This is a genomic window from Rickettsia tamurae (assembly GCF_000751075.1).
In the GTDB taxonomy this organism is placed as follows: domain Bacteria; phylum Pseudomonadota; class Alphaproteobacteria; order Rickettsiales; family Rickettsiaceae; genus Rickettsia; species Rickettsia tamurae.
In genome coordinates, this window is the sequence record NZ_CCMG01000018.1 from 47200 (window position 1) to 61898 (window position 14699).

Consider the following 14699-nt stretch of genomic DNA (forward strand, 5'->3'; position numbering starts at 1 on the left):
CTGAGATTGCTTCGTCGAATTACATTCTTCTTGCAATGACGATAAATTAAAACAAACAAACAAATAAAACAGGAATTTCTAAAATGGATGAAATGAATAAAATAAATTACGCTGAAGCACTTGAGTATCATGAAAAAGATAAGCCTGGTAAGATAGCTATTTCTGCAACAAAGTCTTTAGTTACTCAGCAAGATTTATCGCTTGCTTATTCACCGGGGGTTGCTGCTCCCTGCCTTGAAATTGCTAAAAATCTAGAGGAAGTATATAAATATACGGCAAGGGGTAATTTAGTTGCGGTGATCTCTAACGGCACTGCCGTACTTGGGCTTGGTAACTTGGGAGCTGCCGCTTCAAAACCGGTGATGGAAGGCAAAGCCGTACTATTCAAAAAATTTGCCGATATTGATGCAATTGACTTGGAAGTGAATACGGAAGACCCTGAAGAATTTATTAATGCCGTGAAGTATCTCAGTTATAGTTTTGGGGGTATTAATCTTGAAGATATAAAAGCTCCAGAATGTTTTATTATAGAAGAAAAATTAAAATCTTTAATGGATATACCGGTCTTTCATGACGATCAGCATGGAACGGCGATTATTACCGCCGCAGGGCTAATAAATGCTGCGTATCTTACTAATCGCAAGCTTGAAGATTTAAAAATCGTAGTTAACGGAGCAGGTGCAGCGGCTATTGCTTGTATTGATTTATTAATTGCTCTTGGAGTCGATAAATCAAAGATTATTTTATGTGATACTAAAGGTGTTGTTTACAAAGGACGCCTAGAAGGTATGAATAAATGGAAAGAGCTATATGCAAGTGATACCAAATTTAGAACCTTAGCGGAAAGCTTAAATAATGCTGATGTATTTATAGGGTTATCGGTAAAAGGGGCAGTAACTAAAGACATGGTGAAGGGGATGGCAAATAATCCGATTATTTTTGCTATGGCTAACCCTGATCCGGAAATTACTCCTGAAGATATAAAGCTTGTGCGAGATGATGCGATTATAGCAACAGGGCGATCTGATTATAATAATCAGATTAATAATGTTATGGGATTTCCTTATATTTTTAGAGGAACATTAGATGTAAGAGCTAAGACTATTAATACGGAAATGAAAATAGCTGCAGCAAAAGCCATTGCAGATTTAGCCCGTAGACCTGTACCGGAAGAGGTGTATAAAGCTTACTCAGGGCGTAAGATGGTTTTCGGTAATGAGTATATTATTCCTGTGCCTTTTGATCCTCGTTTAATTACTGTAGTGGCAGCGGCGGTTGCCGTTGCTGCAATAGAAAGCGGCGTTGCTAGGGTTAAAGATTTTAGTATAGGTAAATATAAGAAAGAATTAGGTGGCAGATTAAACCCTACTGCTAACTATATGAATTTCTTAGCTGAAAAAATTCATAATGCACCGCTTAAACGGATTGTTTTTGCTGAAGGTGAAGAAGAAGAAGTAATTTCTGCCGCTCTTATGATGCGAGACGAGAAATACGGTCATCCGATTATAATTGGTCGTGTTGAACGAATTGAGGCTACGTTAAAAAAGATAGGTCAAGATATTAGCTTAGACGGAATTCAAATAATGAATGCGGCCTTAAGCGATAGTTTAGAGAAATATACTGATTATTTATATAAAAGACTTCAGAGAAAAGGTTATTTATATCGTGATTGTGCAAAGCTTGTTAAAACTGATAAGAATATTTTTGCTGCTTGTATGGTAGCATGCGGTGACGGTGATGCTCTTTTAACTGGTGTTACGAAAAGTTATATCGATAGTTTAGAAGATATCATGAAAGCCATTTCACCAAAACCTAATCGTAGAATCTTTGGCTATTCAATTATGATTACTAAAGATAATAATATTATTATTGCTGATAATTGTATTACCGAATATCCAAACAGCTGGGAACTTGCACAAATAGCAACCCAAACTGCAGAAATTGCTAAAAATATGGGAATCACTCCTCGTGTTGCACTTCTTTCTTTTTCAACATTCGGTAATTCTTCTAAGGAAAAAACAGCTCGTATTCGTGAAGCAGTAAATATACTAGATAATTTTAGCAAAGACAAAGAAGAGCTGAGCGGCATGAAAGTAGATTTTGAATATGACGGAGAGATGTCGGTTAAGGTGGCTTTAGATGGTGATTTACGTAAATTATATAAATTTTGTAGATTATCAGGATCTGCAAATGTATTAATTATGCCTGGTTTAAATTCAGCTGCTATTTCTACTGAATTGTTACAAGAATTTTCATCAAATAGCTTTATAGGTCCTATAACAAACGGTTTTGAAAAACCCGTTCAAATACTTCAAGCTACAGCAACAGCTAATGAAATACTAAAAATAGCAACTTTTGCTTGCGTTGAAGCTATAAAAGAGGTTTAATTACTATATCTTTAAAATCAATTAACTTGTGAGAGGTAAAGTGGCTTCGATTACAGAACTTCATAAAAAAATATACAAGAAATTACAAAAGATTTACGAAAACATGATCCTCAAATACCTGATACCAGTAAAAAACCGTTAGCTTCTAGAGAAAATTTTGAAGATCTAATACATTCTAATTTAGGAAAGCCTGTACGAAGTAAACCGCTTTCTTTTGATGAAGAGTTAAAGAAAAAAGTTCAAAGCAGACAAGTAAAGGATTCTTCCGAGCAGCAAACAAAGATTACAGAAGAAAAAATAGATAAACGTATAGAAGAATTAAAGCAAAAACAGAAAGAACTAGAAGATAGGAAAAAGGGGCTTGAAGAAAAAAAGCTCATTCTAATATTACTAGAGAAGAAAGATGGAAAATCGTTGCAGAATTAGAAGCTATTAATAATCAATTTAAGGCTATAGAAAAAGAACATAATACTATTAATAGTGCTTCCGATAGAGAAAAAAAGTTTGAAACTTCTACAAAAAGAGAACCGACAGCTGCAGATTTATAGTAACAAGGAGCATTAGCAGCTATAAAACGTATGAAAGAAGAGAAGATAAAACAGCAGCAAGCAGAAGCTGTTAATCAATCTTCAAAAAATACTACAACTATGCCTAGCGGTACTATACCGATGCCGCCTCCAATGCCTGGAAGCGGTATTCCTATTCCCCCATCGCCTCCGCCACCACCTATATCAATTCCAAAGACTATAAAAAAAGAGGTAAAGGATATTGGTAAACAAATGCCTCAAGGAGGAGATAATCATAAAGAAGAACTAGCAAAAGCTATAGCGGTACAAAGAAAGAAAATAGAACCTACAGGAATATAACTTGCTGCATGAATCGAAAAATAAGTTCGGTGTCATACCGTAGTCAAGTCACGGTGTGACAGGAGTGGAATTAATCCACGCAACAGCATCTTTACAAGAATAACTTAAGAATGGTTAAGATGTCCTATAAAGCAACCATGTTTAGGCAATATTCATTATTAAATTCCTTTCTTCTTGATTCAATTAAAGAGTCAACTAATGATATGTTATATTTATTTCTAGATTTTACTAATGCTTGAAATTCTTTAATTTTATTTTTTAGCGAAAATTAATAAGATTTTTGTTGGAATAGTTATTCATATTTCAAAAAAATCTTATAATTTGTAGACAAAAAGAGTAAAAATAGATTAAATTAATTTTCTTTCAGACAGCCTAAATAGTTGGTATCATATGATGTTGTCACCAAAAGAAAATATTATATGTCTAATTCAGCTTTTTTAGTTGCATTTTTTACAACGATTATCCGTTATTATGATTATGCTCTATTCGGTTTATCGGCTAGTATTCTTGCACAAAATTTCTTACCTAATATAGAGCAGGATAAACAACTACTCGGTTTTTTTGCCATTCTTAGTGCAGCCGTTATAGTGCGACCTTTAGGGTCTTTAATTTTTGGATTTATCGGAGATAAATACGGGCGTACTAAATCTATCAAGATATCAATGTTCATGAGTAGCATTTCTACCGGATTAATTGCTATTACTCCTTCCTTTGAGATAATAGGTATTTTTGCTACGGTAATACTAACATTATGTCGAATGGTTTTTTTAGCAAGCCTTGCCGGGGAAGTTGACGGAATAAAGGTTTATGTAGCTGAAAAAACAGGAAATAATCGGAAAAATTTAAATATAGGAATAGTTTCATGTTGTAGCCAAATAGGGGCATTATTTGCGGCTATAGCTTATTATTACGCTAGTAATTCCGATATCCAATATTTATGGCGTTTTAATTTCTTTATCGGTGCAATATTTGGTTTATTTGCTATTTTGATGAGAAATTTTTTTAAAGAAAGTAGCGAATTTTTATATTATAAAGGTACTATAGAGCTAAATTTAGAAAGGTTTAGACAAGATGAATTTAAGGAAGAGTCTGCGGAGCGTACAAAAGTACGTGAACACAGACGAATGCCGAAAAATTCGCTTGTATTAAGCTTTCTAAATGACGCTCGGCAAATTATAAAAGATAATAAACTATCCTTTATAATAGCATTATTAGTAAACGGTGCTATTGGAGGAGTATACCATTTTTTAGTAATTTTCTTAGGAGTTTTTTTAACAAAAATAGCTTTTATAAATCATCCTGAAATAAGATTTATGAATATAGCTCTTACTACTACCTATGGAATATCAGCCGTTTTTGCAGGGCTGCTTGCCGATAAAATAAACCCTTTAAGACAGATTGCATGGGCTTTATTTGCCAGCATTATTGTTGCTTTAGGAATGCAAATAATGTTATACAAACAAATATTTAATATTCTCTGTCCCGTTATATTAATAGGGCTTGTAGCATTTTATGCAGTACCGCTACAAATTATTGTTCAATCCTTATTTAAGACTAATGTTAAAATGAGGCTTTATAGTCTATCACATTCTTTTGGAGGTATTATTCTATCCTCAACTACTCCTTTCTTTAGTATGTTGTTGTGGCAAAATTTTAAGTCACTATCTCTAACTTTAAGCTTTTTCATATTTTTGCTTATAATATTAATGAGTACAGTGTTGGTTTTACGTAGGATGTCATCCTCGTAAAAAGGCTTGTTGTGTGGATCGGAAAACGCACTCGTTGTCATCCCGTGGCTTGACCACGGGATCCAAAAAACAACTTAAAATATACATAGAAATAACATCAATTGCCTTAGATATTTCTTCCGTCTTTACTGCGACCTGTAGGTTTTATGCTAGGACTACTTGAAGATTTGGAGCTTTGCTGTGCTTGTGTCCCAATTTGCTTCGCTTCTTTTGCTAAGTTTTCAAATTTGTCTTTTAAGCTTTTTGTATTGCCTTTTAGCTTTAAATCGTGAGTTATTTCGTTAATATTCAATTTTTCAGGAGTTGGATGATATATAGGCTCTTTAGATTGAGTATGTTTAGAATGTTCTATTGCAAATTTTGTACGAGGTCTTATTAGTTCATTCTCTTTCCCTGTACCTTTCTGTTTTTCTTCCTCCCATTTATCCCATTCCTCAGGTGATGTCCAGTATCTTGTTATTTTACTATCAAAGCCTTTTTCAAATTTGTTTATTAAATTTTTGGTACTATTCTCTTTAATTTCTTTACCTCGATTTTCAAATTCAAAATTTTTCTTAGGAGTTATATAGTCAGATTGAGTATTTTCATGTTGTTTTTCTACAGTCTGTTTCTTTTCTTCTGTCCAGTATTTTTTGATTTTGCTGTCAGAGTCTGCTTCAAATTTTGCTATTCTATCTTTTATACCGGTAACTGCTCCTGTAGATATTTTAGGTTGCTCTTGGGTTGATTGCTTGGTATGTTTCGGAGATGTATTTTTAGATAATTCATAAGTAAAAGATTCTAAACTAGATAAATTCTTTTGAACTTTTTCTATATTGGAATTTAAATATTCTATTTCAGGTCCTTTATATTCTATTATATTTTTTAATATGGTATTAATTTCTACAAAAGATTCTTTAATCTCTTTATTAAACTTATCATCACTATTACTTATCTTACTACAATTAGTAGAAATTTTTTGAAGCTTATCTAATATATTGTTAATTCTCTCATCTTTTTGGGAAGTCGATACCATACTTGCTAAAAATTCACTTCTTCCTAAATTTCTATTAACATTACTTAAATATAGAGGTATGGTAGAGGCTTTAGTATAATCTTGTGGAAATTTATCGATCTCTTCTTTAAATCTCTTTAAGAACTTTATTGTATCACCGAATATAGGATGAGTATTCCAGGAAAGAGCAGGAGGAGTCGGTATTGCTTCCTGCATTAGATGAGTTATTGTCTCAACCTGCTTTGGAGGCGTATCTTTAGCTAATTCATCATTAAACAAGTTACGTATTTTAGGTAATACATTGTCGATATTAACCTGTTTTGGGGATGTGTCTTTAGATAGCTTTTCATTTTGTAGCTCAGATATATAATCATCTACTGCTTCTTTTAATTTATCTAAAACGGCACTATTTTGGGAAGGAGGCAGCATTCCGGCGTCATCCCACTCTAAAGCGATATTATCGCTTCTACGCTCCTGACGCGGATCAGTTAGCTTATAGTAATTTTTATTTAACAAGCGAGGATCACGTGAATTTTCGCTCTTTTCATATTCCTTAATTTCTTCAAATATACCTAGTGTCTTATAAATATTATCTATTTTTTCTTGAGTAAGTCTTTCATTGTTTACTTCTTTTTGTTGGATAGATTTTTGTAGTTCTTTTGTCGCCGTTAACTTATCTTTTGCTGTATTTAAATTTGATAAAATTTTCGCTTGTGCTAAATCAAGAGCTTCAATTAAATTAATAGAGCCGCTTTTTCCAAATGTGGTGGATAATTCTTCTTGGCTTGAACCGATTCCTGAATCAATAGAAGAAGATCTAGAAACGGTATTAGATTTAGGATTAATATTTGCCTGTTGTACATAAGATTTGCCGGCATCTATTAATATTTTATCAGTGAATTGTTCTAGTTCATTGAATGAGTTTTCTAGTTTTGCAAAAAGTTCTGTTGAGGAATGTACTATTGCCGGTGATAACTTAGGTATAGAATCTTCAGGTATAGTTTCTAAAGAAGGAGAATATTTACTTGTTTCTTTTTGTAGTACCGATTCATTTTGCTTTATTAAATTTGATATATTTTTAAATTTATTTGCTAATTCTTCAGATAATATATCAATCTTGTTATTGTTATTACTTCCGGCATATAAGACTAGAGCCTCCTTTATATTTTGCGAGATATTATCTGCATGATCTATTAACAACATCTTATATTGTAAATCTAATTCGCTTGAATTATTAGTATTACGGAAGTAATTTTTATTTACGATATACTTTTGCTGAGTATATTTTTAGAAGCTTCTATAAGTTCTTTTTCCTACTTTCTGAACAACTTCTTCCATCAATTGCAATAGATTAATATTGTCCTTTATTTCTAGTCCTTGCTCATTAGTGACTGGTAATGAATTACTTAGTCTTAATAATTCTGAAAAATCTGAAGGGGATATTAGGACATCAAGTTGAGCCTTTGCTTTTCTACCTTTTCTGTCTTCCTTAAAGCCTTCAACTTTACCAATACTAATAGGTAGGTTTTTTAGATAAATTTCTTTACTAGCACCCTGTATATTTTTATCATTTGCTACTTTGAAGTTAGTTTGTTGCTGAGAAACATACGATCCCGGTTTTCTAGGGTCTATTTTATTTATTAGAGCTTCTATAAAATTAGTTGTACGTGTTATAGCTAGTTTATCTGTTTCTAAAATATTATTTTAATATAGTATTTTTTATTAAATAAAGATTTCTTATTAGCCGGTCTAATTCATTCTTATGTTTCATAATTTCCCTCTATTAATAAAAATAAACCAAAATGTAATACCATTTATGTTAAATTAACAACACTAATAATTAGTATTAATTCAATATTTTAAATCTTGTTGCATTTGTGCTTCAATAATATAATTTTATCATTTATTTTATCGTCTCAATGAGTTTTTTAACTCCCTCGACTGATTTATCAAATAGTGCTTTTTCCTCTGTAGTTAACTGTAGTTCTATTACTTTTAGAACACCTTCTTTACCGATAATAATAGGTATTCCGACATATAAATCATGTACGCCGTACTCACCTTGTAAATAAGCGGTACAAGTTAGAATTTGACGTTTATCTTTTAAGTATGCTTCAAGCATTTCTATTGCTGAGGCTGCGGGAGCATAATAAGCAGAACCTGTTTTAAGTAATGCAACAATCTCACCGCCGCCGTTTCTAGTACGATCAATTATTTTTTCAATACGCTTATTACTTGATAAGCCCATTTTTATCAAGTCAGGTATCGGTACGCCTGATATTGTAGAATATCTTGCAAGAGGTACCATTGCATCACCATGACCGCCGAGAACCGTGCTATTAACATTGCTAACCGATACTTTAAATTCTTCAGCAAGAAAAAGATTAAATCTTGATGAGTCAAGTACGCCTGCCATACCTATTACTTTATTATGAGGTAGTCCGCTTTCTTTAAGCATGACATATACCATAACATCAAGTGGATTGGTAATTACTATTACAAAGGCATCAGGAGCGTATTTTTTAACATTCTTTGCAACCGTTTTTATAATACCGGTGTTAATGCTAATTAAATCGTCTCTACTCATCCCTGGTTTTCTTGGTAAACCGGCAGTAATAATTATGGCATCAGATCCTTCAATATCTTTATAGTCGTTTGTGCCTTTTATTTTGATATCAGACCCGGCTATTGTACCGGCTTGCATGAGATCCAATGCTTTTCCTTGCGGTACTCCTTCAGCCACATCAAATAACACGATATCGCCGAGTTCTCTAAGGCTAATTAAGTGAGCAAGCGTACCACCTATGTTACCGCTACCTATTAATGAGATTTTTGGATTTTTTTTCATTACTCCCTCTACAAATATTAAATATGCCTATTACTATATTACAAATACATTCAAGAAAAAAGAATTTTTAAATTATATTATTAATTGGTTAATTCATAAAAGGTTAATTCATAAAAATTAACCATTCACATTGACTTTGATTAAAATAGATTAATATAATGCCGAGTCGAAAATAGCATGAAACATGGAATTTTAATAAAATAACTATGCCTAAAATTTCTAAGTTGATAAATATTATTAAATCTTGTGTGGGAAAGGGGGGTAATACAAAAGAATGTAAAACCGTTCCAGATGTGCTTCACAATTTATGCGTTAGTATTAACAATAGTCTTAATAGCAAGAACAGTAAAGATGTAAGCTTTGATACGGTAGATAGCCCAGAAAACAAAAGTACCCTACATTATATAACTGACTTAGCAGATCTTAAAAAGTTACTTCAAAAAGGTATTGATCCTAATATACGAGATGAGAATGGAGGTTACAGGTAATTTTAAAAAAGCCAAAATGTTACTTGAATATGGTGCTACGGTGAATGACTATAAACAGATGGGTGAAGTATTACATTACTGTGGTCGTAACTCAGTAGAAAACAAAATTATTCTTTCACTATTAATGCATAATAATGCTAATACTAATTTTACAAAAGCAAATTTAGTAAGACAATGTAAAGAACCGCATGAAGAGGCAGAGAATTGAAAAAACAGAGGGCTTAATACATCAAAGTAAAGAAATAGAGACGTTAAGAGTATATGTTGACAGATTACAGAGCTTAAAAAATAAATATGAAAAAGCAAAGGATAGCAGCCAAGCTGTTTCAAAAATAATATTAGATTATATTGAAAATCAAGAGAGTGATGGTTTAAAAGCTAAACTTGTTATTACTTGTTAAAATCTAGGGTTAATCGAAGATTATTCGGAAGTAGCTCAAGAAAATGCAGTATATAAGTGCTTGGATGAGGCTTTTGATTTGCTTGATCAAGGATTAATAGGAGAGGATGCTCAAAATACAGTAGTTTGATCAACTATTACGTGGATCGATTTCACGATTGTCACTAGTGGTCAAGCCGACCTTGTTGTATGGTTTGATGTCATTCCTGTGTGGATTGGTTTTCCCGTCATTGCGAGGAAAAATTGAAAATTTTGACGAAGCAATCCAGTTTAAAAATGCTAATCTTTAGCATCTTTTTATTTCTTACTGGATTGTCACGCAGCCTACGGCTGCGTAGCTCATGACGATTAGGTATCAACGCAAGCAAGCCTTCGCAGGAATGGATACCCTTATCAACGTTGTATCATCTTATTATAATATTTTGATAAAACTTTCACGCCATATAGCCATAATATACATACGATTACAAAGCTAAACATCAATAAGCCGGCTATGTCGTTATGTACGGCGTTCGGGAAAATACTAAAGGATATGAATTGAATAATAGCACCTATTGATTTACCGATTTTAGTACCCATAACATCAACGGCAGCTTTACCTTTGGTCTTCATTTCACTATCGAGCGGAATATATACCATTTCTTTAGTAGCATCAAAAAGTGAATATTTTACGGATTTGGAAAGTACATGCCAAAGTCCGCCGATAAAAACTATAACGACAAGCGGCGAACTATAGCCGAGAGTATTTACGATATTTCCTAGATGATTTTCAAAAACCGTGAATGAAAAGAACATAACACCTGCTCCAAACATCATAATCGGTGTTATAATAGCTCCCCAAAACCAGCCGCATATTCTAATTAAACTACTTCCTAAAAACGCACTAACTAACGTGAGTACTCCCGTCCAAAAAAACACTTCACCGTGATAGGATATAAAATCCTTTGTAGCAGGATAGAGTTGTTTTACTTTTGACATCCATAATCCTTCTATTAGGCTAATACTCATAGAATAAGACATTACAAGAAGACAAATAAAACCGAGATATCTAGAAGTCAATATTACTTTTGTACTTTCGACCAAGCTTAATTTTAATATATCCGTTCTTTGATTTTTAAATTTAATATTTTTGTCAGCTTCTACGACTGATTTATCAATAAATTTATGAAGAGCTAGACAAATTAATCCGGATATTAAAATAACCGTAATAAAAGACTTTAAAAGGATTTCATTTGTATCGTTTAGATGAGAAAATAAAGGTAATAAGAAATGCTCGCTCTTAGCAAAATAAATAATTACGGTTCCTGAGATGAGTAAATTAGTTTGTCCAAATAAAGTAAAAAATGAGTAAAATCTCGGTGCTTCTTCGACTTTAGTAATTTTATTCGCAAGCTGCCAATATAAAAGAGTAAAAACTATAACCGGCCATAATTCGCCCATAATATAAAACAATACCAAGCTCCATTGTCCCCAGATTATTAAAAACCACTTTAAATGGGGAAGAAGGGTTATATAATGTTTAACTAATTCGGGATCGGGATGAAAAAACTCTCTGTACGGAAATAAAATAAAACCAAAAATTGCGAAGAAAAATAAAAAAGTACCGGTAATTATCCTAAAAACCTGCTCTGTTGTTATAATATTACAGAGTTTAGAATAAAGGATAACAAATAAAATTCCCATCGGCATTTCGCCCCAAAGTTTGATAAAACTCAATACTTCCGAGCTAATTAAGGTAACAACAAAACTATCTTTAATACTACGAACTAAGTTTTGATTAAGTAGAATAAAAAACATTAGTAAAGCCATCGGGATGAATTTGGTTAATTCATACGATCTAATCGGCCATACTATATGCCTAAATTTACTGTTTCTGGCTTTATTCCAAATTGTGAAGTTAGAATCCACGGCATCCATTGATTTACTATGAGCTTATTTTTTTTAGTACCGAATAGTTTTTAAAAATGTTATGTTTTTGCAAGGCTTAGAGCTTTATATGTCATTCCCGCGTAGGCGGGAATCCAGAAAAAAGCGAAATAAGCTTTTAATATTAAAAATTCAATATATTTATACCTTTTTATTACTGGATTCCCGCTTTCGCGGGAATGACATCAAACGCTTTTCAAAAACTGTCCGGTTATATTATTTTTTATGCAACCTAGACTATAATAAAAACTATATCAAGATTTTTTAAAATAGTCTCATATATTGTTGTTAATTACATTTATTATACTCAATTGCAGCCTTAACAAATTCAATAAATAAAGGATGAGCTTCAAAAGGTTTAGATTTAAATTCTGGATGAAATTGTACTCCTACAAACCAACGAAGTGCCGGTAGTTCAATTATTTCTACAATCTCTTCATTTTTTGAAAAACCGCTAAATACTACTCCGTTTTTTTCAAAAATATTTTGAAATTCATTATTAAATTTATATCTATGACGATGTCTCTCATTTATTTCAAGGCTTTTATAAGCATTAGCTGCAATAGTACTTGCGACCAAACTACAAGGATAAGAGCCAAGCCTCATAGTCTTTTTTACATTTTCAATTGTTATTTTTGAGTCTTCACGGTTTTTATTTATTTTCTCAATAATTTTTGTACCGTCTACTTTAAATTCTTCCGTTACTGCATCTTTAATACCGATTAAATTCTGAGCTATTTCGATTGTCGCAAGTTGCATACCGAAACATATTCCAAAAAAAGGTATGTTATTAGTACGGGCATATTTTATTGCTATAATTTTTCCTTCAGTTGCCCGTTCTCCAAATCCGCCCGGTACTAAAATCCCGTCTATATCTAATAATTTTTTATTAATATTCTTTTCAGTTAGATTTTCAGCATTTATCCATACTAAGTCAATTTTGTATTTGTAATAAATACCTGCATGATCAAGTGCCTCGATTACTGATTTATAAGCATCTTTTAATTTATGATATTTAGCTATTATAGCGATTCTTACTTTTGAATTAGAATCTTTTAGCCTACCAATTATATCATGCCATTTATCTAATTTGGACGGCACGACATTAATATTAAAAAATTTTAATATTTTATTGTCAAGACCTGAATTATGATACGCAATCGGTACTAAATATATATTTTTTTGATCTATTGCCGGAATAACATATTCAGATTCTATATTACAAAATAAAGCTATTTTATCTATTTCGCTTTTTGAAATATTACGTTCTGCACGACAGACTAGTATATTAGGTGAAATACCTATAGCACGTAATTCTTTAACTGAGTATTGGGTAGGTTTTGTTTTTAATTCACGGGCGGTTTTAACATAAGGTAATAATGTTAAATGAATAAATAAACAATTTTCGCTTTTTAATTTGTTACCGATTTGCCTTATAGTTTCAAAAAACGGTAGACCTTCAATATCACCGACTGTACCGCCTATTTCACAAATAATAAAATCAAAACCCTTGGTGTTTGAAAGTATAAAATCTTTTATTATATTCGTAACATGCGGGATGATTTGAACGGTAACGCCGGTGTAATTTCCTAAACGTTCATCTTTAAGTAATTTTGAGTATATCGCTCCTGTCGTGATGCTATCAAACTTGCACGAGGAAACTCCGGTAAAACGTTCATAATGGCCAAGATCTAGATCGGTTTCTGCTCCGTCATCCGTTACATATACTTCCCCGTGTTCGTGAGGATTCATAGTCCCAGGGTCGACGTTAAGATAAGGGTCTAGTTTTCGTACGCAAACTTTAAATCCTTTCGCCTGTAATAGCATAGCAAGAGATGCTGCCGTTAGACCTTTACCGAGTGATGAAACAACGCCGCCGGTAACAAAAATGAAACGTGCCATTATTTATTATAAACCTAGTTTACTAATATTTTCGTAAAATTTTACTGCTTTTTTTAAGTCTTCTTCCGTATCTACGGAAATAGGAACATTCTTAACTAAACATGTACCTATAGTCATACCGTTTTCAAGGACACGTAATTGTTCTAAACGTTCTGTTTTTTCTAAAAAAGTTGGCTTAAGAGATACAAATTTTTCTAAAGCGTTTTTGCGAAAACCATACATGCCTACATGATATAAAAATTCTTCTGCACCGTTTGGAATAAGACTACGCGAAAAATACAATGCTTTCCCCGCTGAGTCAACCGCTACGGTAACATTACTACTAGCTTCCACTGATTCCCTATCTACTTTTACTACCGGTGTAACAATATCGTATTCGCTGTTTTTTAAATATTCTATAATTTTCAAAATAGAGCTAGGTTCAATGAAAGGCATATCTCCCTGTACATTAACTATGTAATTAATATTTTGATTATTTGGAATTAATTTAAAAGCTTCATAAGTACGATCAGTGCCGGTAGGGATATTGCTATCGGTAAATATTACTTTCCCTCCGACTTTTTTAATAATTTTTGCTATCTCTTCCGAATCGGTCGCAACGTATGTATGCTCAAGGTTAGCCTGATTTACTTGTTTGAATACCCGCTCGATTAAAGTTATAGAGCCGATAAGCTGTAAAGGTTTTTGTTTAAGCCTAGTTGAACTTAGCCTTGAGGGGATAATTATAGCCACGTCCTGATGCTGCATAAACTGCCTATATTTAAATTAAAAAATAATTGTTGACAGATTAGCCTCTTTCGGCGATAAAGTAAAACATAATTTTTGAATATATTTTATACTTAGATGTCATCCCGTGGTCAAGCCACGGGATGACACACAGAAAAAGCATAAATATATTTAAGAGCTCGTAGCTCAGTCGGTAGAGCATTTGACTTTTAATCAAAGGGTCCCGGGTTCGAATCCCGGCGAGCTCACCACATCTCTATATTGTGGGTTTGTAGCTCAGCTGGTTAGAGCACACGCCTGATAAGCGTGAGGTCGGAAGTTCAAGTCTTCTCAAACCCACCACTAAATCCACCGCAACAACAAAATCTGTATTATCATAATTTAAATAAGGTGATCATTTATTAATATTGCTAA

At 32.7% G+C, this 14699-nt stretch carries 11 protein-coding genes, 2 tRNA genes and 2 pseudogenes; 8 read left to right on the forward strand and 7 right to left on the reverse strand.

Annotated features, from left to right (window positions below; genetic code table 11):
- Positions 1-83 precede the first annotated feature (83 nt).
- The 3 genes from MB29_RS06925 (at position 84) to MB29_RS06935 (ending at position 5001) form a co-directional block, all read left to right on the forward strand.
- Positions 84-2387, forward strand: coding sequence for an NADP-dependent malic enzyme (locus tag MB29_RS06925; RefSeq protein WP_032139613.1), 2304 nt, complete (start codon positions 84-86; stop codon positions 2385-2387).
- A 578-nt stretch (positions 2388-2965) separates the two neighbouring features.
- Positions 2966-3253 (forward strand): hypothetical protein, encoded by a 288-nt coding sequence (locus tag MB29_RS06930; RefSeq protein ID WP_032139614.1) that lies wholly within the window; start codon positions 2966-2968, stop codon positions 3251-3253.
- A gap of 419 nt (positions 3254-3672) precedes the next feature.
- Entirely contained in the window at positions 3673-5001 is a 1329-nt protein-coding gene (locus tag MB29_RS06935) for an MFS transporter (protein ID WP_032139615.1), read from the forward strand.
- 106 nt (positions 5002-5107) lie between these two features.
- Here MB29_RS06935 and MB29_RS10815 read toward each other — a convergent pair whose 3' ends face one another.
- The 4 genes and pseudogenes from MB29_RS10815 to mdh form a co-directional block, all read right to left on the reverse strand.
- Positions 5108-5293 carry a hypothetical protein gene (locus MB29_RS10815; RefSeq protein WP_008579429.1) on the reverse strand — a complete coding sequence of 62 codons (186 nt, stop codon included), beginning with the start codon at positions 5291-5293 and terminating at the stop codon, positions 5108-5110.
- Between the two features lie 144 nt (positions 5294-5437).
- Positions 5438-5815: pseudogene (locus MB29_RS13875) on the reverse strand (hypothetical protein); the annotation flags it as partial.
- A pseudogene (locus MB29_RS13880) lies at positions 5804-6016 on the reverse strand (hypothetical protein); the annotation flags it as partial. The pseudogenes MB29_RS13880 and MB29_RS13875, both read right to left, overlap by 12 nt.
- Before the next feature lie 1882 nt (positions 6017-7898).
- Entirely contained in the window at positions 7899-8843 is a 945-nt protein-coding gene (gene mdh / locus MB29_RS06950) for a malate dehydrogenase (protein WP_032139616.1), read from the reverse strand.
- A gap of 248 nt (positions 8844-9091) precedes the next feature.
- On the opposite strand from mdh, the gene MB29_RS08845 reads away from it, so the two are divergent.
- From MB29_RS08845 to MB29_RS08850, 3 genes are read left to right on the forward strand one after another with little or no spacing between them, the layout of a single operon-like run.
- The gene (locus tag MB29_RS08845; protein ID WP_233419015.1) at positions 9092-9331 is read left to right on the forward strand and encodes a hypothetical protein; all 240 of its coding nucleotides are present in this window, start codon (positions 9092-9094) and stop codon (positions 9329-9331) included.
- Entirely contained in the window at positions 9291-9539 is a 249-nt protein-coding gene (locus MB29_RS06960) for a hypothetical protein (RefSeq protein ID WP_233419016.1), read from the forward strand. Before MB29_RS08845 ends, MB29_RS06960 begins: the two co-directional genes overlap by 41 nt.
- A complete protein-coding gene (locus MB29_RS08850; RefSeq protein WP_233419017.1) occupies positions 9520-9732 on the forward strand; it encodes a hypothetical protein in 213 nt (70 codons plus the stop codon). The genes MB29_RS06960 and MB29_RS08850 overlap by 20 nt, the downstream gene beginning before the upstream one ends.
- A 392-nt stretch (positions 9733-10124) precedes the next feature.
- Here the strand turns inward: MB29_RS08850 and tlc2 are convergent, their stop codons facing one another.
- The 3 genes from tlc2 to MB29_RS06980 form a co-directional block, all read right to left on the reverse strand.
- Entirely contained in the window at positions 10125-11648 is a 1524-nt protein-coding gene (gene tlc2, locus MB29_RS06970; RefSeq protein WP_032139617.1) for a nucleotide exchange transporter Tlc2, read from the reverse strand.
- Positions 11649-11945: 297 nt separating this feature from the next.
- Positions 11946-13559, reverse strand: a complete 1614-nt coding sequence (locus MB29_RS06975; protein ID WP_032139618.1) for a CTP synthase — start codon at positions 13557-13559, stop codon at positions 11946-11948.
- A 6-nt stretch (positions 13560-13565) separates the two neighbouring features.
- Positions 13566-14306 (reverse strand): 3-deoxy-manno-octulosonate cytidylyltransferase, encoded by a 741-nt coding sequence (locus tag MB29_RS06980; protein ID WP_032139619.1) that lies wholly within the window; start codon positions 14304-14306, stop codon positions 13566-13568.
- 154 nt (positions 14307-14460) lie between these two features.
- Here MB29_RS06980 and MB29_RS06985 point away from each other — a divergent pair.
- Positions 14461-14536 (forward strand) — tRNA-Lys (locus MB29_RS06985).
- A 14-nt stretch (positions 14537-14550) separates the two neighbouring features.
- A tRNA-Ile gene (locus MB29_RS06990) sits at positions 14551-14627 on the forward strand.
- The last annotated feature ends 72 nt before the right edge of the window (positions 14628-14699 follow it).

Coding starts and splice junctions, on each gene's coding strand:
- MB29_RS06925 (WP_032139613.1), top strand. CDS start 84: ATGGATGAAATGAATAAAATAAATTACGCTGAAGCACTTGAGTATCAT.
- MB29_RS06930 (WP_032139614.1), top strand. CDS start 2,966: ATGAAAGAAGAGAAGATAAAACAGCAGCAAGCAGAAGCTGTTAATCAA.
- MB29_RS06935 (WP_032139615.1), top strand. CDS start 3,673: ATGTCTAATTCAGCTTTTTTAGTTGCATTTTTTACAACGATTATCCGT.
- mdh (WP_032139616.1), bottom strand. CDS start 8,843: ATGAAAAAAAATCCAAAAATCTCATTAATAGGTAGCGGTAACATAGGT.
- MB29_RS08850 (WP_233419017.1), top strand. CDS start 9,520: ATGAAGAGGCAGAGAATTGAAAAAACAGAGGGCTTAATACATCAAAGT.
- tlc2 (WP_032139617.1), bottom strand. CDS start 11,648: ATGGATGCCGTGGATTCTAACTTCACAATTTGGAATAAAGCCAGAAAC.
- MB29_RS06975 (WP_032139618.1), bottom strand. CDS start 13,559: ATGGCACGTTTCATTTTTGTTACCGGCGGCGTTGTTTCATCACTCGGT.
- MB29_RS06980 (WP_032139619.1), bottom strand. CDS start 14,306: ATGCAGCATCAGGACGTGGCTATAATTATCCCCTCAAGGCTAAGTTCA.